This is a genomic window from Rathayibacter sp. VKM Ac-2759 (assembly GCF_009834225.1).
Classification (GTDB): domain Bacteria; phylum Actinomycetota; class Actinomycetes; order Actinomycetales; family Microbacteriaceae; genus Rathayibacter.
On the sequence record NZ_CP047176.1, the window covers coordinates 1,861,071 to 1,882,943 of the forward strand.

Sequence of the window (21,873 nt, forward strand, 5' to 3'; positions counted from 1 at the left end):
GCGCCCGCCCGCGGGGGTTGCGGCATCGCATATGTCGGCGATCGATTGGACAAGCGTGCACTCGCGGCGTCCTCCTGGTCACCGCGCATTACACTCGTTCGGGATCGTTCGAACGTTAGAGGAGCAATGGACCTAGTCGTGGAGACCACCGCCGTCGAGCGAGGCGGGCCTTCGCGGTCGTCCCTCTCGCGCAAGGTGAAGGCCTTCGTCTCGCTGACGAAACCGCGCGTGATCGAGCTGCTCCTCGTCGTCACCGCTCCGACGATGATCCTGGCGCAGGGGGGCATCCCGAACCTCCTGCTGGTGCTGAACGTCCTGATCGGCGGCGCGCTGAGCGCCGGATCGGCCGGCGCCTTCAACTGCTACTTCGACCGCGACATCGATCGCGTGATGAACCGGACGAAGAACCGCCCGCTCGTCACGGGCGAGATCTCGGACCGCGCGGCGCTCGTGTTCGCCACCACCATCGGCGTGCTGTCGATCGTCTGGCTCGGTCTCACCGCCAACTGGCTCTCCGCGGGGCTCTCGCTCGCCGCGATCCTCATCTACGTCGTCTTCTACACGCTCTTCCTCAAGCGCCGGACCCCGCAGAACATCGTCTGGGGCGGCATCGCGGGCTGCATGCCCGTCCTGATCGGCTGGGCGGCGGTCACGAACTCGCTCGACTGGGCGCCGATCATCCTCTTCTCGGTGATCTTCCTCTGGACCCCGCCGCACTACTGGCCGCTCTCGATGAAGTACCGCGACGACTACCGCGCCGCCGGCGTGCCGATGCTGGCCGTCGTGCGGGGCCGCACCATCGTCGGCCTGCAGGTCATCCTGTACGCCTGGGCGACGGTCGCGTGCTCGCTCCTGCTGATCCCCGTCGCCGGGATGGGCGTGCTCTACAGCGTCGTCGCGCTCGCGAGCGGCGTCTGGTTCATCGCCGAGACGCACCGCCTGTACAGCCTCGCGATCCGTCACGAGCACGTCTCGCCTATGCGCGTGTTCCACGGCTCGATCGGGTACCTCACCCTGCTCTTCCTGGCCGTCGGCATCGACCCGCTGCTGCCGTTCTGATGAGGACCCCGTTCTCGTTCCTCGCCGAGCGGGTGACCCTGTCGCCGCGCGCGCTGCGCTGGGGCACGACCGCGGCGCTCGTCGCCAGCATCCTCATCATCTTCTTCGGGGGAGTGGTGCGCCTGACCGGCTCCGGCCTCGGCTGCCCGACCTGGCCGGCGTGCGACGCGGGATCGCTGACGTCCACGCCGGAGCTCGGGATCCACGGCTTCATCGAGTTCACCAACCGCGCCTTCACGGGCGTCCTGATCGTCGCGGTCGGCTGGGCGATCACAGCCGCTCGGCTGCAGAAGCCGCGCGACCGCACGATGACCCGCCTCGCCTGGTCGCAGTTCTGGCTCGTGGTGGCGAACGCCCTCGCAGGCGGTGCGACCGTGCACTCGGGGCTGAACCCCTACATCGTCGCCGGCCACTTCGTCCTGGCGATCGCCCTGCTCACGACGACCTCGCTGACCTGGCACCGCGCGCACCGGTCGCAGTCGACGGCGTTCGAGCCGGACGCCCTCACCCGGGGCACGAGCATCGCGCTCGTCGTCGCGACGCTCCTCGTGATCCTCGTCGGCACGCTCGTGACCGGGACGGGGCCGCACGCGGGCGACTCCGCCGAGGTTCCGCGGATGCAGTTCCACTGGGAGAGCGTCACCGTCGTGCACGGGGTCCTCGGCACGGCCTCGCTCGTACTGGGCGTCGTGCTGTACGTGCTGCTCGGCCGCGCCCCCGGCTCCGAGCTCGCCCGCCGTCGCGTCCTGGCCTTCGTGGTCGTCGTGGTGCTGCAGGCGCTCGTCGGCGTCGCGCAGTCGCTCCTGGCCCTCCCGGAGGCGCTCGTCGCCGTCCACCTACTCGGCTCCGCCCTGGTCTGGGTGGGCGCCGTCCGCGTCCTGCTGGACGTCAATCCCAGGCTCTTCACGGTCGGCTCGCAGCGGCGCCGTGCCGCCGAGGAGCTGCAGCCGGCGCACTGAGCACCGTCGCGCGCGACCGTCCCCGCGGAGGTGGCGTCGGAGCCGCAGCAGCGCGAGCGGCAGCGCCGACACCGGCAGCTCGTGGGCGAGCGCGTCGGCGAGCAGCTCGAAGGCGGGTGCGTCGGCCGAGCGCCTCGGCCGCACCAGGGCGATCAGCAGTCGGGGGAGTGGGCGGGTCCTGTCGTCGTTCGGCATGACCGCACTCCATCACGGACCACCGACACTCGTATGGCCATGCGCATCTGACCACGCCGGAGGCCTACCCGGCCGACACCCAGGTGCGGAGGTTCCGCTCGGCGCGCCCCGTCCGTAAGATGAGTAGTTGGTTCAGGTTCGGCGCGGGACGCGCCCTCCGCGCACACCGCGGGAGCCGGGACCGATGGCCCGACGGAGCGCCGCATCACGCCTCAGGACATCCAGGGACGCACATCACCCGCACCGCGCATCGATCCGATCGCGTGACCGGCCGGAATGCACCTCGCGGGTCGAACCCGGGGGAATGACTCCGGAGCCCGACCGGTTAGCAGTGGGTAGGAAACGAGGTACACATGTCAGACATCCTGATCGACCGTCCCGAGCTCGAGAGCCTCGGCGTCTACGAGTTCGGCTGGTCCGACTCGGACTCCGCAGGCGCGTCCGCGCGCCGCGGCATCTCGCCCGAGGTCGTCTCCGACATCTCCGCGCTCAAGAACGAGCCCGCGTGGATGCGCGAGCGCCGCATGAAGGCCCTCGCGCTGTTCGAGCGCAAGCCCATGCCGACATGGGGCGCCGACCTCTCGGCGATCGACTTCGACAACATCAAGTACTTCGTCCGGTCGACCGAGAAGCAGGCCCAGACCTGGGACGACCTCCCGGACGACATCAAGAACACGTACGAGCGCCTGGGCATCCCCGAGGCCGAGCGCCAGCGCCTGGTCGGCGGCGTCGCCGCGCAGTACGAGTCCGAGGTCGTCTACCACCAGATCCGCGAGGACCTGGAGGAGCAGGGCGTCATCTTCATGGACACCGACACCGCGCTGCGCGAGCACCCGGAGATCTTCCAGGAGTACTTCGGCACGGTCATCCCCGCGGGCGACAACAAGTTCGCCGCGCTGAACACCGCCGTCTGGTCGGGCGGCTCGTTCGTCTACGTCCCCAAGGGCGTGCACGTCGACATCCCGCTCCAGGCCTACTTCCGGATCAACACCGAGAACATGGGCCAGTTCGAGCGGACGCTGATCATCGCCGACGAGGGCAGCTACGTCCACTACATCGAGGGCTGCACGGCGCCGATCTACAAGTCGGACTCGCTGCACTCGGCCGTCGTCGAGATCATCGTGAAGAAGAACGCCCGCGTGCGCTACACGACGATCCAGAACTGGTCGAACAACGTCTACAACCTCGTCACCAAGCGCGCCGTCGCACACGAGGGCGCGACGATGGAGTGGATCGACGGCAACATCGGCTCGAAGGTGACGATGAAGTACCCGTCGATCTTCCTGGTCGGCGAGCACGCCAAGGGCGAGACGCTCTCCGTCGCCTTCGCGGGTCCCGGTCAGCACCAGGACGCCGGCGCGAAGATGATCCACATGGCGCCCTACACGCAGTCGTCGATCGTCTCCAAGTCGATCGCCCGCGGCGGTGGACGCGCCGGCTACCGCGGTGAGGTGCGGGTGGACGCCAACGCGCACCACTCGGCGAACACCGTGCGCTGCGACGCGCTCCTGGTCGACACGATCTCGCGATCGGACACCTACCCCGCGATCGACATCCGCGTGGACGACGTCCAGCTGGGCCACGAGGCGACCGTCTCGAAGGTCAGCGAGGAGCAGCTCTTCTACCTGATGTCCCGGGGGATGCCCGAGGACGAGGCCATGGCCATGATCGTCCGCGGCTTCATCGAGCCGATCGCCCGCGAGCTGCCGATGGAGTACGCCCTCGAGCTCAACAAGCTCATCGAGATGGGGATGGAGGGCAGCGTCGGATGACCGTCGCCGCCCCCGTCCCCGGGTCGGCCCTCGCGGCCGGCCCGCTCTCTTCGAAAGGAACCACCGCCTGATGACGGTCCCCACGACCGCCCCGACGACCTCCGAGGTCGACGGTGCGGATGCCGCCGCGCGCCTGGGCATCCGTGCCCACTCGGACGGCGCCTTCACGCCCGTGCAGACGCGCTCCGAGCGCTTCGCCTCGACCGACGTCGACGCCTTCGAGGCCGTCACCGGTCGTGAGGTCGCCTGGAAGCTGACCCCCGTCGCGCGACTCGCCGATCTGATCGACGGCGAGCTCGACGGGTCGGCCACGCCGATCGAGACGACCCCCGTTGACGGCGTCGACGTCTCGTGGGTGGGCCGCGACGACCAGCGGATCGGCACCGCCGGCCTCCCCGAGGACCGTGCCGCCGCCAACGCCTGGTCGCGGTTCGAGCAGGCCCTCGCCGTCCGCGTGACCGGCGAGGACGAGAAGGTCGCCACGATCGTGCGCTCCGGCCTCGGTTCCGCACCGCGCGCCGCGCACACGATCATCGAGGCGGCTCCGTACGCGCGCGGTGTCGTCGTCCTCCAGAACGAGGGTGCGGCGACGCTGGCCGAGAACGTCGAGATCCTCGTCGGCGAGGGCGCGCAGCTCACCGTCGTCACCCTGCAGGAGTGGGACGACGAGGCGCGCCACCTCGCCAACCACTTCCTCCGCGTGGGCCGCGACGCCAAGGTCAAGCACATCGTCGTCACCCTCGGCGGCTCGATCGTGCGCGTGAACCCGTCGGCGCACCTCGTCGAGCGCGGTGCGGACGGCGAGCTGTTCGGCCTGTACTTCGCCGACGGCGGCCAGCACCTCGAGCAGCAGGTCTACGTCGACCACGACGCCCCCGACACCCGCAGCCGTGTCACCTACAAGGGCGCGCTGCAGGGCGAGGGCGCGCGCACGGTGTGGATCGGCGACGTTCTCATCCGCAACAGCGCCACCGGGACCGACAGCTACGAGCAGAACCGCAACCTGGTGCTCTCGGACGGCACGCGTGCCGACTCGATCCCGAACCTCGAGATCGAGACCGGCGACATCGCCGGCGCGGGCCACGCCTCCGCGACCGGCCGGTTCGACGACGAGCAGCTCTTCTACCTGCAGTCGCGCGGCATCGCCGAGGACGAGGCGCGCCGCCTCGTCGTCCGCGGCTTCCTCAGCGAGATCGTGCAGCAGATCAAGGTCGCCGAGCTCGAGGACCGCCTCCAGCTCGCGATCGAGGCCGAGCTCGCCGGCAGCGCCGGCCAGACCGGCTCGCACTCGGCGGAGGCGTCGGCATGAGCAACGCCGCGATGATCTGCTCGGTCTCCGAGCTGGTCCCGAACCAGGCCATCCGAGTCGAGGTCGACGGCGTCGCCATCGCCGTCGTCCAGGACTCGGCCGGCGACATCCACGCCATCGGCGACACCTGCACGCACGGCGAGATCTCGCTGGCCGAGGGCTTCGTCGAGGGCGAGACCCTCGAGTGCTGGGCGCACGGCTCGCAGTTCTCGCTCCGCACCGGAGTCCCCCTCAACCTCCCGGCCTACGAGCCGGTCCCCGTCTTCGTCGTCGAGATCATCGACGGCGACGTGTACATCGACCCCGCAGTCACGAAGGAAGTCTGAATGTCCGTTCTCCAGATCACCGATCTCCACGTCAGTGTCGAGACCGAGCAGGGGACCAAGCAGATCCTCCGCGGTGTCGACCTCACCATCAACCAGGGCGAGATCCACGCGATCATGGGCCCGAACGGGTCCGGCAAGTCGACCCTCGCGTACACGATCGCCGGTCACCCCAAGTACCACGTCGACGGCGGCTCCATCACGCTCGACGGTGTCGAGGTGCTCGACATGAGCGTCGACGAGCGCGCCCGCGCAGGACTCTTCCTCGCGATGCAGTACCCCGTCGAGATCCCCGGTGTGACCAACACCAACTTCCTCCGCACCGCGAAGACCGCGATCGACGGTGAGGCGCCCGCGATCCGAACGTGGACCAAGGACGTCAAGGCCGCCATGACGAACCTCAAGATGGACCCGTCGTTCGCGTCGCGGAACGTCAACGAGGGCTTCTCGGGCGGCGAGAAGAAGCGCAACGAGATCCTCCAGCTCGAGCTGCTCGCCCCGCGCTTCGCCGTTCTCGACGAGACCGACTCCGGTCTCGACGTCGACGCGCTGAAGATCGTCTCCGAGGGCGTCAACCGCGCCCACGCGACGACCGGCCTCGGCGTCCTGCTGATCACGCACTACACGCGGATCCTGCGCTACATCGAGCCCGACTTCGTGCACGTCTTCGTGGCCGGCCGCGTGGCCGAGCAGGGCGGCAAGGAGCTCGCCAGCCGCCTCGAGGACGAGGGCTACGACCGTTTCCTCACCCCCGCGACGGTCTGATCATGGCCGTCACGACACTCGAGCCCAAGCTCTTCGACCAGGTCGAGGAGGCGCTCAAGGACGTCATGGACCCGGAGCTCGGGGTCAATGTCGTCGATCTCGGCCTGATCTACGACCTCGGCTGGGACGACGAGAACGACGCGCTCGTGATCCACATGACACTCACCTCCGCCGGCTGCCCGCTCACCGACGTGCTCGAGGAGCAGACCGCGGAGTCGCTCGACGGCATCGTCGAGGCCTTCCGGATCAACTGGGTCTGGATGCCGCCGTGGGGTCCCGAGCGGATCACCGAGGACGGCCGCGACATGATGCGCGCGCTCGGCTTCTCGATCTAGCCACGCGACGACGAAGGGCCCGGAGGATCATCCTCCGGGCCCTTCGTCGTGCGGGTCGGCGTCAGCGCGTACGGCGCGAGAGCAGGGCCCAGCCGGTGGGCAGCAGGGCCGCCGCGACCAGGGCCTTGAGCGCGTCGCCGACGAGGAACGGCACGAGACCGGCGTTCAGCACCGAGCCGAGGTCGGACGGGTAGCCGAACGAGGCGAGCGCGGTCGCGAGCCACGGGAGGCCGACGAGGTAGATCGTGGCCGTGCCGGCGAGGAAGGTGACCAGCGTGCCGACGAAACGGCGGTCCCACTGGCGCTGGGCGAGCCAGCCGGTGACGACCGCGGCCAGGACGAAGCCGATGATGTAGCCGCCGGTCGGACCGGCGATCACCGACCAGCCGCTGGACGCCTCCGTGAAGACCGGGGCGCCGAGCGCTCCGACCAGTGCGTAGACGAGCATCGACAGCGCGCCGCGGAGAGCCCCGAGGGTCGTGCCCACCAGGAGGACCGCGAAGGTCTGCCCCGTGAACGGCACGGGCCACATCGGGATGTAGAGCTGCGCCATGGCGGCCGTCAGGCCGGCCCCGGCGAGGACCAGCACGAGGTCGGTGACGAGCGACCGTGCGAACAGGCGGTCCGCGAGGACCGGACGTGACGGAGCGAGCGAGTAGTTGGACATGTCTGTTCTCCCAAGACCGTGTCGCCCGAGAGCGAGGACCGAACGCGTCCGCGGGTAGCGGACGTGGATCCACCCCGCGGCTCAGGAAATATACTAGGGGGCTGCCGCGTCGCGGCTCCTTGCCCCACACCTCTCGAACGGACCGCCATTTCTTGGCGAGAACGGACAGCACAGTGCTCAGCGTGCACGACCTCGAACTCCGAGTCGGCGCCCGACTCCTGATGGAGAACGTCTCCTTCCGGGTCGGCGACGGCGACAAGGTCGGCCTCGTCGGCCGCAACGGAGCCGGGAAGACGACGCTGACCAAGGTGCTCGCCGGCGACCTGATCGCGGCGAAGGGCTCCGTCGACCGCGGCGGTGAGATCGGCTACCTCCCGCAGGACCCGCGCTCCGGCGACCCCGAGGAGCTGGCGCGCACGCGCATCCTCGACGCCCGCGGCCTCGGCCAGCTGGTGCTGGGCATGCAGGAGGCCACGGTCGCCATGTCGAGCGCCGACACGGCGGTCAGCGAGGCCGGGATGAAGAAGTACGGCAATCTGACGGACCGCTTCCTCTCGCTCGGCGGGTACGCGGCCGAGGCCGAGGCCGCGTCGATCGCCAGCAACCTCAACCTGCCCGACCGCATCCTCGACCAGCCGCTGAAGACCCTCTCGGGTGGTCAGCGCCGCCGCATCGAGCTCGCGCGCATCCTCTTCTCGGACGCGAGCACCCTCATCCTGGACGAGCCGACCAACCACCTCGACGCCGACTCCGTCGTCTGGCTCCGCGAGTTCCTCAAGGGCTACCGCGGCGGGTTCATCGTGATCAGCCACGACATCGAGCTCGTCGGCGAGACGGTCAACCGCGTCTTCTACCTCGACGCGAATCGCCAGGTCATCGACGTCTACAACATGAACTGGAAGAACTACCAGCGCCAGCGCGCCGCCGACGAGGAGCGCCGCAAGAAGGAGCGCGTCAACGTCGAGAAGAAGGCCGGGGCGCTCCAGCTGCAGGCGGCCAAGTTCGGCGCGAAGGCGTCGAAGGCGGCGGCGGCGCACCAGATGGTCGCCCGCGCCGAGCGGATGCTCAGCGGGCTCGAGGAGGTCCGCGCGGTCGACCGCGTGGCGAAGCTCCGCTTCCCGACCCCGTCCGCCTGCGGACGCACGCCGCTGCAGGCGCAGAACCTCTCGAAGAGCTACGGCTCGCTCGAGATCTTCACCGCGGTCGACCTCGCGATCGACCGCGGCTCGAAGGTGGTCATCCTGGGGCTGAACGGTGCCGGCAAGACGACGCTGCTCCGGATCCTCGGCGGGGTCGACGAGCCCGACACCGGCTCGATCGAGGCCGGCCACGGCCTCCGCATCGGCTACTACGCGCAGGAGCACGAGACGATCGACGTCAAGCGCTCGGTGCTCGAGAACATGGTGTCCGCGAGCCCGAACCTGACCGAGACCGAGGCGCGCCGCGTGCTGGGCTCGTTCCTGTTCACCGGAGACGACTCGCACAAGCCCGCCGGCGTGCTGTCGGGTGGCGAGAAGACCCGGCTCGCGCTGGCGATGATCGTCGTGTCGGGAGCCAACGTGCTGCTGCTCGACGAGCCGACCAACAACCTCGACCCGGCGAGCCGCGACGAGATCCTCGACGCGCTCGCGCACTACGAGGGCGCCGTGGTGCTCGTCAGCCACGACGAGGGCGCCGTCGAGGCGCTGAACCCCGAGCGCGTGCTGATCATGCCCGAGGGCACGGAGGACCACTGGACCACCGACTACCTCGACCTGATCACGCTGGCCTGACGGAGGCGGTCAGCGCCGCGCGTCGAGCAGCTCGTCCTCGATCTCGGCGTCGGTGCGGCCGCGCTTCAGGCGGCGCTCCTCGCGCCGCTCCTCGGCGGCGATGACCTCGGGGTCGTCGGCGTTGCGGAGGCGGTACTCGTGCCGGACGGCCCAGCCGAGTCCGCCGAAGCCCATCAGGGCGAAGAGCACCCACTGGATGGCGTAGCTGATGTGCAGCCCCTCGTCGGCGACAGGCTTGAGCGCGGCGAGCGGAGCGGTGTCGACCGGCGCGGGCGACTCGGCGACGAGGAGCCCGTACGCGGAGGTGCGCAGCGGCTCGTCGAGCTGTGCCGAGAGGTCGTCGAGCTGGATCGTGGCGATCTGGCCGGCGGGCGCCGAGCGGCCCTCGATCCGTCCCTCTCCCGGCTTCAGGCGCGCCACGACGGTCACCTCGCCCTCCGGGGGAGCGGGGATGACATCGGGGGAGTCCTGCTCGGAGCCGACGGGGACCCAGCCGCGGTCGACGACGAAGACGCTGCCGTCGTCGAGACGCAGCGGGGTCAGGATCTCGAAGCCCGGGTTGCCGTTGTAGGGCCGGTTGCGCACCAGCGTCTGGTCGTCGGTCTCGTAGACACCGGTCACCTCGACCGGACGGTACTCGAGGGCGTCGTCCCACGGCGACTCCGCCGCCAGGAGGCTGTCGAGCGCGACCGGATCCGCCGTCCAGTTGGCCGTCACGAGCCGGTTGGTGGTCGCGGCCTCATCGAGCCGCCCCACCTGCCAGCGCGACAGGAGCACGCAGGCGACGGCGAACACCACGGTGAGGGCGAGATAGCCGAACCAGCGGCGCGAGAACGCGAAACGCCAGGACGCGCGGGGAACCATGCCCGTCACGGTACAGGGCCCGTCACTGGGAAGGCGCCGTCACCGGCCCCGGTCACTGCGCCGCTCCCCGGTCCATCGTCTGTAGCGGCGTCACCTCGAGCGGGAACTCGCGTGCGGCGAGGAACTCGCGCAGGTAGTCGAGGTGCTCGCCGCAGGCCAGCCAGGTCTTCCGCCGGTCCTCGGCGTGGATGCGGGGGTTCCGCCACTCCACGGCCCAGCTGGCGACCCGGGTGCAGCCCGCGCGTGAGCAGGTCTGCGCGTGCGGAGTGGTCCCGAGCGGGATCACGACCGGTCGCCGGTCGGCTCGCCGCCCTGGGGAGCGCCGGCGTCGGGAGCGGGCGCCGCGGAGGGCACGGGACGCGCGAGCACGACGGCGCCGGGCCGCTGCACCGTGCCGCTCTCGCCGAGGCCGCCGACATTGGCGAGCACGACGGCGAAGTACGGCAGGACGATCGCTCCGACGGCGAAGAACGCGAGCCACCAGCCCTGCGCGAAGATCAGGCAGATCACGCAGATCATCCTGATGCTCATCGCGATCGAGTACTTGATCACGCGGGAGTGCCGCGCATCGGTCGGCGACGGCGGGAGAGTGGTGAGCGATTCGCGAGGTTTCACAGCCCTGCAAGCCTACGTCTCCGTGAACGGCGGAAGGCTTCTGCGCCGGCTTCCCGGAATCTGTTGCGCGCCGCGCCTCTAGGATGTACGGGTCGTCCGGCGCCATCTGCGCACCGGCAGGAGGGACACCATGACCACGCCGCGCACCGTCCTCGTCACCGGAGGCAACCGGGGGATCGGCTACGCCATCGCCGAGGAGTTCGTGGCGGCCGGTCACCGCGTCGCCGTCACCGCCCGCTCGGGATCGGGGCCCGAGGGCACGCTGACCGTCGTCGCCGACGTGACCGACAGCGCCTCCGTCGACGCCGCGTTCACGCAGATCGAGGCCGAGCTCGGCCCGGTCGAGGTCGTCGTCGCGAACGCCGGGATCACCCGCGACATGCTGCTGCTCCGCATGACGGAGGAGGACTTCACCTCGGTGATCGACACGAACCTCACCGGCGCCTTCCGGGTGGTCAAGCGCGCCTCGAAGGGGATGCTGAAGAAGCGCTTCGGCCGCATCGTCCTGATCTCGAGCGTCGTGGGTCTGTACGGCTCGCCCGGTCAGATCAACTACTCCTCGTCGAAGGCGGCGCTGGTCGGCTTCGCCCGCTCGCTGACCCGCGAGCTGGGCGCCCGCAACATCACCGCGAACGTCGTCGCCCCGGGCTTCATCGAGACGGACATGACCGCCGAGCTCTCGGCCGAGCAGCAGGCCGAGTACCGCTCGAGCATCCCGCTCGCCCGCTACGGCACCGCGACCGAGGTCGCCCGCGTGACCCGGTGGCTGGCGAGCGAGGAGGCCGACTACATCTCCGGCGCCGTGATCCCGGTCGACGGCGGCCTCGGAATGGGCCACTGATCCTCACCGGAAGATGAGCCGAGAGCTCGTCTCGGGCGGTCATCAGCTCGATGCTCTTCGAGTGACCACGGGTGATCGGCTCGGGACGCTCGGGGGCTCTCCAGGACGGACCGGGAGCGTCAGCGTCAGCCGCGCAGGCCCAGCACGGGCAGCAGCTGGCTGAGGTCGAGGCCGTCGACGACGAGGTCGGCGCGCTCGCGCACCACCGGCTTCGCGTTGAAGGCGACCGACAGCGCCGCAACGGCCATCATCTCGAGGTCGTTCGCACCGTCGCCGATCGCGACGGTCCGGCAGAGGGGGACACCCGACTCCACCGCCCACTCCTGGAGCGCGGCGGCCTTCGCCGACGCGTCGATGATCGGGCCGTCGACGTCGCCGGTGAGACGCCGGCCGGCGCTCGCGAGGCGGTTCGCGCGGACGAAGTCGAGCCCGAGCCCGCCGGCGACCGGATCCAGGATCTCGTGGAACCCACCGGAGACGACTCCGATGCGCCCACCCGCGGCGTGGACGCCCTCGATGAGGTTCTCGACACCCGGAGTGACGCGCACGGCGTCGCTGACGCCCGCGCACACCTCGGCCTCGAGGCCCCGGAGGGTCGCCACGCGCTCGCGGAGGCTCTCGCCGAAGTCGATCTCGCCGCGCATGGCCCGCTCGGTCACCGCGGCCACCCGCTCCTCGGAGCCGGCATGGGCGGCGAGGAGCTCGATCACCTCGTCCTGCAGGAGGGTCGAGTCGGCGTCGAGGACGACGAGGAAGCGGGCAGGCGTCGTGGGACGCTCACTCATGGACGGTCCGATCGATCGGTCCGCGGCGTGCACGGGAGACACCGTGCGGCCCGCGAGGGGTCTGTGCGGCCCGCGGGGGTGCTACGGGCGGACGACGACGCCCTTGCCGACGACGGTGATGCCCGACTCGGTGACGGTGAACCCGCGCTCGCGATCGTGGTCGTGGTCCACTCCGACACGGGCACCGGGTTCGACGACGACGTCCTTGTCGAGAATAGCGCGCACCACCAGGGCGTCCGGGCCGATCCGCACCTTGTCGAAGACCACGGAGTCGGCGACGGTCGCGTTCGACTCGATGACCGTCCAGGGGCCGACGACGCTGCGCTCGATGTGCGCACCCGAGATGACGGTGCCGAGCGAGACGACCGAGTCGACGGTCGAGCCCATGTTGCCCTTGCCGTCGCGAACGATCTTGGCCGGGGGCGAGTTGAGCTGCGACGAGAAGATCGGCCACTGCTGGTTGTAGAGGTTGAAGACCGGGAGCGCCGAGATCAGGTCCTGGTGCGCCTCGTAGAACGAGTCGATGGTGCCCACGTCGCGCCAGTAGTAGCGGTCGCGATCCGTCGAACCGGGGACCTCGTTGAGCTTGAGGTCGTAGACGCCCGCCTCACCGCGCGCGACGAAGTCGGGGATGATGTCGCCGCCCATGTCGTGATCGGAGGTGGAGAGCTCGCCGTCGCGGATGACCGCGTCGATCAGGGCGTCGGCGTCGAAGACGTAGTTGCCCATCGAGGCGAGCACCTCGTGCGGGGAGTCGGCCAGGCCGACCGCGTCCTTGGGCTTCTCGAGGAACTCGGCGATCTTGGTGGGGACGATGCCGTCGCCGGCCTCGTCGCCGGCGAGCTGGATGACCCCGAACTGGTCGGCGAGCTCGATGGGCTGACGGATCGCGGCGACGGTGGCCTTGGCGCCCGACTTGATGTGCGCCTCGATCATCTGCGAGAAGTCCATGCGGTACACGTGATCGGCTCCGACCACGACGACGATGTCGGGCTTCTCGTCGCGGATCAGGTTGAGGCTCTGCAGGATCGCGTCGGCGGAGCCGCTGAACCAGCGCTTGCCGAGCCGCTGCTGCGCGGGGACCGAGGCGACGTAGGAGTTGAGCAGCCCCGACAGGCGCCAGGTCTGCGAGACGTGGCGGTCGAGGGAGTGCGACTTGTACTGGGTCAGCACGACGATCTGGGTGAGCCCGGAATTGATGAGGTTCGACAGTGCGAAGTCGATGAGACGGTACTGCCCGCCGAAGGGCACCGCGGGCTTCGCCCGGTCGGCCGTGAGGGGCATGAGCCGCTTGCCCTCGCCGCCGGCGAGGACGATGCCGAAAATCTTCTTTGACTGCATGGCTCAACAGTAGGGGTGCAGAACGCGTGCGCGGACCGGGTGTCCTGCCGAGTCGGCGCTGTACTACGGTTCGGGTGTGCGAGTCGATCTGCTGACCAAGGAATATCCGCCCGAGGTGTACGGGGGAGCCGGTGTGCACGTGGCCGAGCTCACCAAGGCTCTGCGCACCGACATCGATGTCGTGGTGCGCTGCTTCGGTGCGCCGCGCGATGAACCGGGGGCGTTCGCGTACCCGGTGCCCGCCGAGCTCGCGAAGGCGAACGGCGCGCTGCAGACCCTCGGGGTCGACCTGCAGATCGCGCAGGACACCGCCGGTGCCGATCTGGTCCACTCCCACACCTGGTACGCCAATGCGGCCGGCCGGCTCTCGCAGCTGCTGCACGGTATCCCGCACGTGGTCTCGGCGCACAGCCTCGAGCCGCTGCGACCGTGGAAGGCCGAGCAGCTCGGCGGCGGCTACCGCGTGTCGAGCTGGATCGAGCGGGAGTCGTACGAGAGCGCCGACGCGGTCATCGCGGTCTCGGGAGGCATGCGGAACGACATCCTGCGCTCCTACCCCGCGCTGGACCCCGCGAAGGTGCACGTCGTGTACAACGGCATCGACCTCGACGCGTGGCACCCGGTCGACGACGAGGCCGTGCTGCACGAGCTCGGCATCGACCCGTCGCGCCCCTCCGTCGTCTTCGTCGGCCGAATCACCCGCCAGAAGGGACTCCCGTACCTCCTGCGCGCGGCGGCGACGCTGCCCCCCGAGGTCCAGCTGGTGCTCTGCGCGGGCGCGCCCGACACCCCCGAGATCATGGCCGAGGTCACCGCCCTGGTCCGCGGGCTGCAGGAGGAGCGCACCGGCGTCGTCTGGATCGACCGCCATCTCCCGCGCCACCAGCTGTCGGCCGTGCTCACCGCGGCCACCACGTTCGTCTGCCCGTCGATCTACGAGCCGCTCGGCATCGTGAACCTCGAGGCGATGGCGTGCGGCGCCGCCGTCGTGGGCACCGCCACCGGAGGCATCCCCGAGGTCGTCGTCGACGGCGTCACCGGGCGGCTCGTCCCGATCGAGCAGGTCTCGGACGGCACAGGCACGCCCGTCGACCCCGACCGCTACGTGGCCGACCTCGCCGAGGCCCTCGCCGAGGTCGTGTCCGACCCGGAGGCGGCCAAGCGGATGGGCGCGGCGGGCCGCGAACGAGCGCAGAGCGACTTCAGCTGGACCCAGATCGCCCGGGACACCCGCGCGATCTACGCGTCGCTCGTCTGACCGGCTCCGCTCCTCCGCCTAGGATTGGTCGCATGCCCAGCGTTGTCTCGTTCGTCGATGTGTCCTTCGTCCGGAACGGCAAGCGGATCCTCGACCACGTCGAGTGGGCCGTCGCCGAGGAGGACCGCTGGGTCGTCCTCGGGCCGAACGGTGCCGGGAAGACCTCGATCCTCCAGATCGCGGCGGCGCAGAACTACCCGTCGACCGGGCAGGCCCACCTCCTCGAGGAGACCCTCGGCCGCGTCGACGTCTTCGAGCTGCGCCCGCGGATCGGCTACGCCTCGACCGCGATGGCCCGCCGCCTGCCCGCGGGCGAGACGGTGCTCGATGTCGTGATGACCGCCGCCTACGCCGTCACCGGCCGCTGGAACGAGGGCTACGACGAGATCGACGAGCGCCGCGCGCGCCGCGTCCTGGCCGAGTGGAAGCTCGACCACCTCGCCGACCGCACCTTCGGCACGCTCTCGGACGGCGAGCAGAAGCGCGTCCAGATCGCCCGCGCGATCATGACGGACCCGGAGCTGCTCCTGCTCGACGAGCCGGCCGCGAGCCTCGACCTCGGTGCGCGCGAGGAGCTGGTGCAGCTGCTCAGCGGCTTCGCGAAGGACCCGGCCTCGCCGGCCATCGTGATGGTCACGCACCACGTCGAGGAGATCCCCGACGGCTTCACGCACGCGCTCCTGCTGCGCGACGGCCGCGTCGTCTCCGCGGGACCTCTCGACGAGGCTCTGACCGAGGCGACGCTCGCCGAGACGTTCGGCCTCGACATCGCGCTCAGCCGCGAGAACGGCCGCTTCTCGGCGCGAGCGCGCTGAGCCCCGCTGCAGAGCCGGGCTGCGTGGCGCTCCTTCTCGGGCCGGACATGATCTGGTAGCTTTGGTAGCTGGTTCGGGCCCGTCCGCGACGCGCCCACCACCCTTCCACCCGTTCCCGTCGACGACAGGTGCGGTTCAGGACCACTCAGCGACAGGAAACGACCATGAAGACCGACATCCACCCCGTGTACGAGGCCATCGTCTTCCGCGACCTCGCGTCCGGTGAGACCTTCCTCACCCGTTCGACGGCGAAGAGCAGCAAGACCATCGAGCTCGACGGCGTGACGTACCCCGTCATCGACGTCGAGATCTCGTCCGCCTCGCACCCGTTCTACACGGGCAAGCAGCGCATCATGGACTCGGCCGGTCGCGTCGAGAAGTTCAACAGCCGCTACAAGAACTTCGGCAAGTAGGACGCTCCTCCGAAGGGCCCTCGACCTCACGGTCGGGGGCCCTTCGTCGTGCGGTGCGGCTGCCCGACGCGCACCGGCGGGTTTCGGCTCGTCAGAACCGCTTCGGCTCGCGGGAAGTCCCGCGTCCTACGAGCCGAACGCACTTCTGCGAGCCGGAGCTGCTCGGACGGATGCGGAACCGGAACTCGGGCTCGTCGAATCCGGTTCGGCTCGTGGAGATCGGCGGATCCTGCGAGCCGAGTCGTGTTCTGCGAGCCGAAGGTTCTCGGCCGGATCCTCAGCGGAGAACTCGGGCTCGTCGAATCCGGTTCGGCTCGCGGAGATCCGCGTCGTCCGCGAGCCGAACGCGATCCTGCGAGCCCGAGGTGCGGGGGCGGGGCGTTCCGGTGGGGGAGCGGGTGCGGTAGCGTCCGGGCATGGTGTCCTGGGCCGACAAGCCGATCCTGCCGTTCGTCACCGCCGAGGAGTGGGACGCGTACCTCAGCGGTGATCCGGACCCGGGCGGCGTGCGGCTGAAGATGCGCAAGAAGGCGGCGGTCGATCCCGGGATCACCTACGCCGAGGCGCTCGACGTGGCGCTCTGTCACGGCTGGATCGACGGGCAGGCCGGCGCGTTCGACGAGCAGTTCAGCCTCCAGGCGTTCACGCCGAGACGCCGAGCCAGCCCCTGGTCGAAGGTGAACCAGGAGCACGTCGCCCGTCTGATCGACGCGGGGCGGATGCTCCCGGCCGGCCACGCCGAGATCGAGCGGGCGAAGGCCGACGGGCGGTGGGACGCCGCCTACCGCCAGAAGGGCGCGGAGGTGCCTGCCGATCTGCAGGAGGCGATCGATGCGGATCCGGCCGCGAAGGCGTTCTTCGCGACCGTCACCGGGCAGAAGCGGTTCGCCTTCCTGTTCCGGCTGCAGCAGCTGAAGCGCCCGGAGTCGCGCGCGAAGCGCATCACCGAGTACGTCGCGCTCCTCGCGGAGGGACGCACGCTCACCTGACCGGACGCGGTCAGTGGCGGACGGGCCACGCGCGGTCGGCGACGAACGCCTCGTCGCGGACGCGGCGCATGTACTCCTGGAAGGACTCGGCCTGGGTGCGGCACCAGTCGATCTGGAGGGCGTGCAGGGCGCGGGCGTCGGTGCCCAGCTCGTCGGCGAAGGTGCGGCCGAGGGCCTGGGCGAGCCGCCCGGCGGCGACGGCGTCGGCTCCCGCGTCGTGGGCGTCCGTGAGCGCGACTCCGTAGTGCTCGGCGGCGTGCACCAGCGTGCGCTTGCCCTTGCGGTATCGGTCGACCGCCTTGTCGATGACCAGCGGATCGATGACGGGGCTCGGGTCGAGCAGCACGGGGACGCCCCAGCGGCGCGACTCGTGGGCGAGGAGCGAGAGATCGTAGGGGGCGTTGTAGACGACCACGGGGATCTCGCGCTCGAGGAGCGAGCGGAGCGCCTCCGAGATCTCGGCGACGACCTCGCCGGCCGGCCGCCCGTGCTCGCGGGCGTACTCGGTGCTGATGCCGTGGACGGCGCTGGCGCCCGCGGGGATCTCGACCCCGGGGTCGGCGAGCCAGGTGGTGGCTTCGACGGGCGTGCCCGAGGCGTCGATCACGCCGACGTGCGCGGTGACGATCCGGCTCGTCCGCACGTCGATCCCGGTGGTCTCGAGGTCGAAGACGGCGAGCTCGTCGAACCAGCGGCGCGCCACCGGATCGGGAGCGGCGACCGAGCCGAGCGCGCGGCCGAACGAGGGGTCGAGGGCGACGGCGGAGGCGTGATCGGCCCGGGAGCCGTGCTCGCCCTCCGTCTCGAGGTCGAACAGCGTCGCGTCGGTGCCTGTCTCGGTGATGCTCACCCGATCAGACTAGGCGGGGCCTCCGACATCGCCAGGAGGCCCCGCGGCGTGCTGTCGTCCCGCGTCAGCGGGACTCGGGCGCCTTGGTGACGTGCAGCCAGAAGAACCCCTGCGTGCCGAGGGTCATCGTGAGCGTCCCGTCGTCGGAGAAGCCGGGGAAGCGGCCGCCGCCGAAGAGGTCGGAGAGGGCCGACCCCGGGTTCTCGGGGTCCGTGATCGTCACCGAGACCGGGTTGTGGTTGAAGCTGAAGACGCACAGCACGTCCTCCGGCTGGTCGCCCATCGCGGTGCCCGAGCCCGCGTACTCGCGGACGAAGGCCAGCACCGACTCGTGGTCGGTCTCGAGGACCCGCATCCCGCCGAGGCCGAAGGCCGGGTGACCGCGCCGCACGTGCAGCACGTTGCGCATCCAGTGCAGGAGCGAGCGCGACTGGGCGAGCTGCGCCTCCACGTTGACCTGGTTGTAGTGGTAGACGAGCGACTGCACGACGGGCTGCACGAGCTTGCCGGGGTCGGCCGCCGAGAATCCGGCGTTGCGGTCGGGCGTCCACTGCATGGGGGTGCGGGAGGCGTCGCGGTCGTTCAGCCAGATGTTGTCGCCCATCCCGATCTCGTCGCCGTAGTACAGGAACGGGCTGCCGGCGAGGGAGAACAGGAGCGCGTTGATCAGCTCGAGCTCGGCGCGGGAGTTGTCGAGCAGCGGCGCGAGCCGGCGCCGGATGCCGATGTTCGAGCGCATCCGCGGGTCGTAGGCGTACCAGCCGTACATCGCCTGCCGGTACTCCTCCGAGACCATCTCGAGGGTGAGCTCGTCGTGGTTGCGGAGGAAGACGCCCCACGCGGCTCCGGAGGGGATGTCGAAGGTCTCGGAGAGCACCTTCGTGAGCTCGTTCGCGGTCTGGGCGCGCAGGGAGTAGAAGATGCGCGGCATGACGGGGAAGTCGAAGGCCATGTGGCACTCCGGCTCCTCCTCCGTGCCGAAGAACGCGGCGACCTCGCGCGGCCACTGGTTCGCCTCCGCGATGAGGATGCGGCCGGGGTAGTCGCGGTCGACCATCGTGCGCAGGTTCTTGATGAAGTCGTGCGTGGGCGGCTCGCCCTCGCCGTTGCCCTCGTCGGACTCGTAGAGGTAGGGGATCGCGTCGAGCCGGATGCCGTCGACGCCGAGATCGAGCCAGAACCTGACGATGTCGTGGATCGCCTCGTGCACGGCCGGGTTCTCGAAGTTGAGGTCGGGCTGGTGCGAGAAGAAGCGGTGGAAGTAGAACTGGCGGCGCTCGGAGTCGAACGCCCAGTTCGAGTCCTCGGTGTCGACGAAGATGATGCGGATGTCGGGCCACTTGTCGTCGGTGTCGTTCCAGACGTAGAAGTCGCCGTAGGGCCCCTCGGGGTCGGAGCGCGACTGCTGGAACCACTCGTGCTGGTCGCTGGTGTGGTTCAGCGGGAAGTCCATCACGATGCGCATGTTGCGCTCGTGGGCCTTCCGCACCAGGTCGCGGAAGTCCTCCATCGTGCCGAACTCGGGCAGGATCGCCTTGAAGTCGGAGACGTCGTAGCCGCCGTCGCGCAGCGGCGACAGGTAGAACGGCGGGAGCCAGAGGGCGTCGATGCCGAGCCACTGCAGGTAGTCGAGCTTCGACGCGAGTCCGTTGATGTCACCGGCGCCGTCCCCGTTCGAGTCGACGTACGTCCGGATCATCACTTCGTAGAACACCGCCCTGCGATACCACTGGGGGTCGAGGGCGAGGCCTGGGAGTTGGATCGGCGACGTGAAGCTCACGGTGCTCCTTCTGCTGCGTCCTGAGCGGGTGACGGTCAGGGTGACGGGCGGCGCGACGCGGTGCGAGCGCGTCCTCATGCTCCCGGCTGGGATCGAGTGAGGCAAGGCGTTGCGGCGAGAAGTTCACCGGGCGGTGCCTACGATGGGGAACGCCATGACCACTGCCTCACCCTATGCGGACGACCTCGCACGCCTCGCCATCATCGAGGGTGTCGTGAGCGTGTCCGGGACGCCCACCGCGTACTGGACGTACGGATCGGCCTCGGCTCGCACCGTCCTCGTCCTCGTGCACGGCTTCCGCGGCGAGCACCACGGCCTCGAGCCCGTCGTCGCCCGGCTGCTGGCCGGGGGAGCGGACGTCCGCGTGATCGCGCCCGATCTGCCCGGCTTCGGCGCCTCGCCGCCGATGACCGCCCACGCGCACGACGTCGAGGGGTACGCCGCCTGGCTCGGCGAGTTCCTCGACGCGCTCGGCGTGCGGGGCGGCGCGGTCGTGCTCGGCCACTCCTTCGGCTCGATCGTCGCGGCCGCCGCCGTCGCGGGCGGGCTGCCGACGCCCCTCCTGGTGCTCGTGAACCCGATCGCGGCGCCCGCGCTGGCCGGCCCGCGCGGCGTGCTCACGCGGCTCGCAGTGCTCTACTACCGCCTCGGCGCTGTGCTGCCGCGCGCCCTCGGCTTCGCCCTGCTGCGCGACCCGCGGATCGTGCGCGTGATGAGCCTGACGATGGTGAAGACCAAGGATCCCGTGCTGCGGCGCTTCGTCCACGACCAGCACGACCGCTACTTCAGCGCCTTCGCCTCGCGCGACACGGTGCTGGAGGCGTTCCGCGCCTCGGTCTCGCACGACGTGAGCGAGTACGCGCGGGACATCACGGTGCCGACGCAGCTGATCGCCGCGGCGCAGGACGACATCACGCCGCTCCCCGCGCAGCACCGGCTCCTCGAGGCACTGCCGCACGGACGGCTGCACGTGATCGACGGAGTGGGCCACCTGATCCACTACGAGACTCCGGACGAGGCGGCCGCCGTGCTGCGCCGCGCGCTCGACGAAGGGATCGACCGATGAGGATCGTCGTGGACTGCCGGTACACGCGGCTCGGACGCCACGACGGCATCAGCCGATACACGGCCGAGATCGTGAGCGAACTGGCGCGGCTGCACGACGTCACGATGCTGATCAGCGACCGCCGGCAGCTCGCGATGCTGCCGTCCCTGCCGTGGGAGAAGGTGACGAGCCCGACCGGTCCGTTCGAGCCGTTCGTCGCTCTGCTGGTCAACCGGCTGAAGCCGGACGTCGTGTTCTCGCCGATGCAGACGATGGGCTCGCTCGGCCGCCGCTACCGCCTCGTGCTCACGGTCCACGACCTGATCTACTACCGCCACCGCACGCCTCCGCGCGACCTGCCGGCCCCGGTGCGGGCGCTCTGGCGGCTCTACCACCTGGCCTGGTGGCCGCAGCGCCGGCTGCTGCAGCGGGCGGACGCGGTCGTCACCGTCTCGGAGACGACGCGCGCGCTGATCCGCGAGCACCGGCTGACGACCCGCCGCGTGGTGGTCGTGCCGAACGCCGCGGGGGAGGTCGACGAGGCGAGCGCCGCTCTCGCGGCGTCGCTGCCCGATCGCTCGGACGCACGATCGCTCGTCTACATGGGCTCGTTCATGCCCTACAAGAACGTCGAGTCGCTGGCCCGCGCCATGCGGCTGCTGCCGGACTACGAACTGCACCTGATGAGCAGGGCGGGCGAGGAGACGGTGGAGACCCTCCGGTCGCTCGCGCCCACGGCGAGGCTCGTGTTCCACCAGGGCGCGGACGACGCCGAGTACCGGGCGGTCCTCGCCCGCGCGACCGCCCTGGTCACCGCGAGCCGGGACGAGGGCTTCGGCATCCCGCTCGTCGAGGCGATGGCGCTCGGGACGCCGGTCGTGGTGAGCGACATCCCCATCTTCCGCGAGATCGGAGGCGACGCCGCGGTCTACGTGGAACCGACGAGCGCGAAGGCCATCGCCGACGGGGTCCGCTCGCTCGAGGACCCCGCGGTGTGGGCGGAGCGGTCGAGCCGCTCGCGCGAGAGGGCCGCCGCGTACTCGTGGCGCGACTCCGCCCGCGTGCTCTACGGGCTGCTGACGGAGCTCGGAGGCCGCTGAGCGCTCGGAGCACGGACGCTC

The 21,873-nt window shown here is 70.2% G+C and carries 23 protein-coding genes; 15 read left to right on the forward strand and 8 right to left on the reverse strand.

From position 1 onward, the window contains the following. The first annotated feature begins 126 nt into the window (after positions 1-126). From GSU68_RS08535 to GSU68_RS08565, 7 genes are all read left to right on the forward strand, one after another. Positions 127-1,059 (forward strand): heme o synthase, encoded by a 933-nt coding sequence (locus GSU68_RS08535; protein ID WP_159907260.1) that lies wholly within the window; start codon positions 127-129, stop codon positions 1,057-1,059. Next, positions 1,059-2,018, forward strand: coding sequence for a COX15/CtaA family protein (locus GSU68_RS08540; RefSeq protein WP_159907262.1), 960 nt, complete (start codon positions 1,059-1,061; stop codon positions 2,016-2,018). Before GSU68_RS08535 ends, GSU68_RS08540 begins: the two co-directional genes overlap by 1 nt. A 548-nt stretch (positions 2,019-2,566) precedes the next feature. Continuing rightward, positions 2,567-3,985, forward strand: coding sequence for a Fe-S cluster assembly protein SufB (sufB, locus tag GSU68_RS08545; protein ID WP_159907264.1), 1,419 nt, complete (start codon positions 2,567-2,569; stop codon positions 3,983-3,985). Positions 3,986-4,055: 70 nt separating this feature from the next. After that, positions 4,056-5,294, forward strand: a complete 1,239-nt coding sequence (sufD, locus tag GSU68_RS08550; protein ID WP_159907266.1) for a Fe-S cluster assembly protein SufD — start codon at positions 4,056-4,058, stop codon at positions 5,292-5,294. Continuing rightward, positions 5,291-5,620, forward strand: coding sequence for a non-heme iron oxygenase ferredoxin subunit (locus GSU68_RS08555; RefSeq protein WP_208544671.1), 330 nt, complete (start codon positions 5,291-5,293; stop codon positions 5,618-5,620). The genes sufD and GSU68_RS08555 overlap by 4 nt, the downstream gene beginning before the upstream one ends. After that, positions 5,621-6,382 (forward strand): Fe-S cluster assembly ATPase SufC, encoded by a 762-nt coding sequence (gene sufC, locus GSU68_RS08560; RefSeq protein WP_159907268.1) that lies wholly within the window; start codon positions 5,621-5,623, stop codon positions 6,380-6,382. A 2-nt stretch (positions 6,383-6,384) separates the two neighbouring features. Next, positions 6,385-6,717: a metal-sulfur cluster assembly factor gene (locus tag GSU68_RS08565; RefSeq protein WP_068207993.1), complete on the forward strand. Its 333-nt coding sequence runs from the start codon at positions 6,385-6,387 to the stop codon at positions 6,715-6,717. A gap of 61 nt (positions 6,718-6,778) precedes the next feature. On the opposite strand, the gene GSU68_RS08570 is transcribed toward GSU68_RS08565, so the two are convergent. Continuing rightward, a complete protein-coding gene (locus GSU68_RS08570) occupies positions 6,779-7,384 on the reverse strand; it encodes a biotin transporter BioY (protein WP_159907270.1) in 606 nt (201 codons plus the stop codon). 173 nt (positions 7,385-7,557) lie between these two features. On the opposite strand from GSU68_RS08570, the gene GSU68_RS08575 reads away from it, so the two are divergent. Then, complete coding sequence (locus GSU68_RS08575) at positions 7,558-9,156, forward strand: ABC-F family ATP-binding cassette domain-containing protein (RefSeq protein ID WP_159907272.1); 1,599 nt, start codon at positions 7,558-7,560, stop codon at positions 9,154-9,156. Between the two features lie 9 nt (positions 9,157-9,165). On the opposite strand, the gene GSU68_RS08580 is transcribed toward GSU68_RS08575, so the two are convergent. Genes GSU68_RS08580 through GSU68_RS08590 form a run of 3 tightly spaced genes read right to left on the reverse strand, consistent with a single transcriptional unit; the run spans position 9,166 to position 10,635 of the window. Next, the gene (locus tag GSU68_RS08580) at positions 9,166-10,020 is read right to left on the reverse strand and encodes an SURF1 family protein (protein ID WP_159907274.1); all 855 of its coding nucleotides are present in this window, start codon (positions 10,018-10,020) and stop codon (positions 9,166-9,168) included. A gap of 52 nt (positions 10,021-10,072) precedes the next feature. After that, positions 10,073-10,303 carry a hypothetical protein gene (locus GSU68_RS08585; RefSeq protein WP_159910208.1) on the reverse strand — a complete coding sequence of 77 codons (231 nt, stop codon included), beginning with the start codon at positions 10,301-10,303 and terminating at the stop codon, positions 10,073-10,075. Continuing rightward, a complete protein-coding gene (locus GSU68_RS08590; RefSeq protein WP_159907276.1) occupies positions 10,303-10,635 on the reverse strand; it encodes a DUF3099 domain-containing protein in 333 nt (110 codons plus the stop codon). The genes GSU68_RS08585 and GSU68_RS08590 overlap by 1 nt, the downstream gene beginning before the upstream one ends. A gap of 130 nt (positions 10,636-10,765) precedes the next feature. Between GSU68_RS08590 and GSU68_RS08595 the strand changes: the two genes are divergently transcribed. Continuing rightward, positions 10,766-11,476 carry a beta-ketoacyl-ACP reductase gene (locus GSU68_RS08595; protein ID WP_159907278.1) on the forward strand — a complete coding sequence of 237 codons (711 nt, stop codon included), beginning with the start codon at positions 10,766-10,768 and terminating at the stop codon, positions 11,474-11,476. A 125-nt stretch (positions 11,477-11,601) separates the two neighbouring features. Here GSU68_RS08595 and serB read toward each other — a convergent pair whose 3' ends face one another. Next, positions 11,602-12,261: a phosphoserine phosphatase SerB gene (gene serB, locus GSU68_RS08600; protein ID WP_159907280.1), complete on the reverse strand. Its 660-nt coding sequence runs from the start codon at positions 12,259-12,261 to the stop codon at positions 11,602-11,604. An 81-nt stretch (positions 12,262-12,342) separates the two neighbouring features. After that, entirely contained in the window at positions 12,343-13,602 is a 1,260-nt protein-coding gene (locus tag GSU68_RS08605) for a glucose-1-phosphate adenylyltransferase (protein ID WP_159907282.1), read from the reverse strand. 76 nt (positions 13,603-13,678) lie between these two features. On the opposite strand from GSU68_RS08605, the gene glgA reads away from it, so the two are divergent. The 4 genes from glgA (at position 13,679) to GSU68_RS08625 (ending at position 17,077) form a co-directional block, all read left to right on the forward strand. Then, complete coding sequence (gene glgA, locus GSU68_RS08610; RefSeq protein WP_159907284.1) at positions 13,679-14,860, forward strand: glycogen synthase; 1,182 nt, start codon at positions 13,679-13,681, stop codon at positions 14,858-14,860. A 32-nt stretch (positions 14,861-14,892) separates the two neighbouring features. Next, positions 14,893-15,675 carry an ABC transporter ATP-binding protein gene (locus GSU68_RS08615; protein ID WP_159907286.1) on the forward strand — a complete coding sequence of 261 codons (783 nt, stop codon included), beginning with the start codon at positions 14,893-14,895 and terminating at the stop codon, positions 15,673-15,675. 164 nt (positions 15,676-15,839) lie between these two features. Continuing rightward, positions 15,840-16,088, forward strand: coding sequence for a type B 50S ribosomal protein L31 (locus GSU68_RS08620; protein ID WP_056042757.1), 249 nt, complete (start codon positions 15,840-15,842; stop codon positions 16,086-16,088). A 416-nt stretch (positions 16,089-16,504) separates the two neighbouring features. After that, positions 16,505-17,077 (forward strand): YdeI/OmpD-associated family protein, encoded by a 573-nt coding sequence (locus GSU68_RS08625; RefSeq protein ID WP_159907288.1) that lies wholly within the window; start codon positions 16,505-16,507, stop codon positions 17,075-17,077. 10 nt (positions 17,078-17,087) lie between these two features. Here the strand turns inward: GSU68_RS08625 and GSU68_RS08630 are convergent, their stop codons facing one another. Both GSU68_RS08630 and treS read right to left on the reverse strand, forming a co-directional pair. Next, on the reverse strand, positions 17,088-17,780 hold the full coding sequence (locus GSU68_RS08630) for a 3'-5' exonuclease (protein WP_159910209.1): 693 nt from the start codon (positions 17,778-17,780) through the stop codon (positions 17,088-17,090). Between the two features lie 211 nt (positions 17,781-17,991). After that, on the reverse strand, positions 17,992-19,707 hold the full coding sequence (gene treS / locus GSU68_RS08635; RefSeq protein WP_159907290.1) for a maltose alpha-D-glucosyltransferase: 1,716 nt from the start codon (positions 19,705-19,707) through the stop codon (positions 17,992-17,994). A gap of 154 nt (positions 19,708-19,861) precedes the next feature. Between treS and GSU68_RS08640 the strand changes: the two genes are divergently transcribed. Further along, the gene (locus GSU68_RS08640) at positions 19,862-20,773 is read left to right on the forward strand and encodes an alpha/beta hydrolase (protein WP_159907292.1); all 912 of its coding nucleotides are present in this window, start codon (positions 19,862-19,864) and stop codon (positions 20,771-20,773) included. Beyond that, a complete protein-coding gene (locus GSU68_RS08645; protein WP_159907294.1) occupies positions 20,770-21,852 on the forward strand; it encodes a glycosyltransferase family 1 protein in 1,083 nt (360 codons plus the stop codon). The genes GSU68_RS08640 and GSU68_RS08645 overlap by 4 nt, the downstream gene beginning before the upstream one ends. The last annotated feature ends 21 nt before the right edge of the window (positions 21,853-21,873 follow it).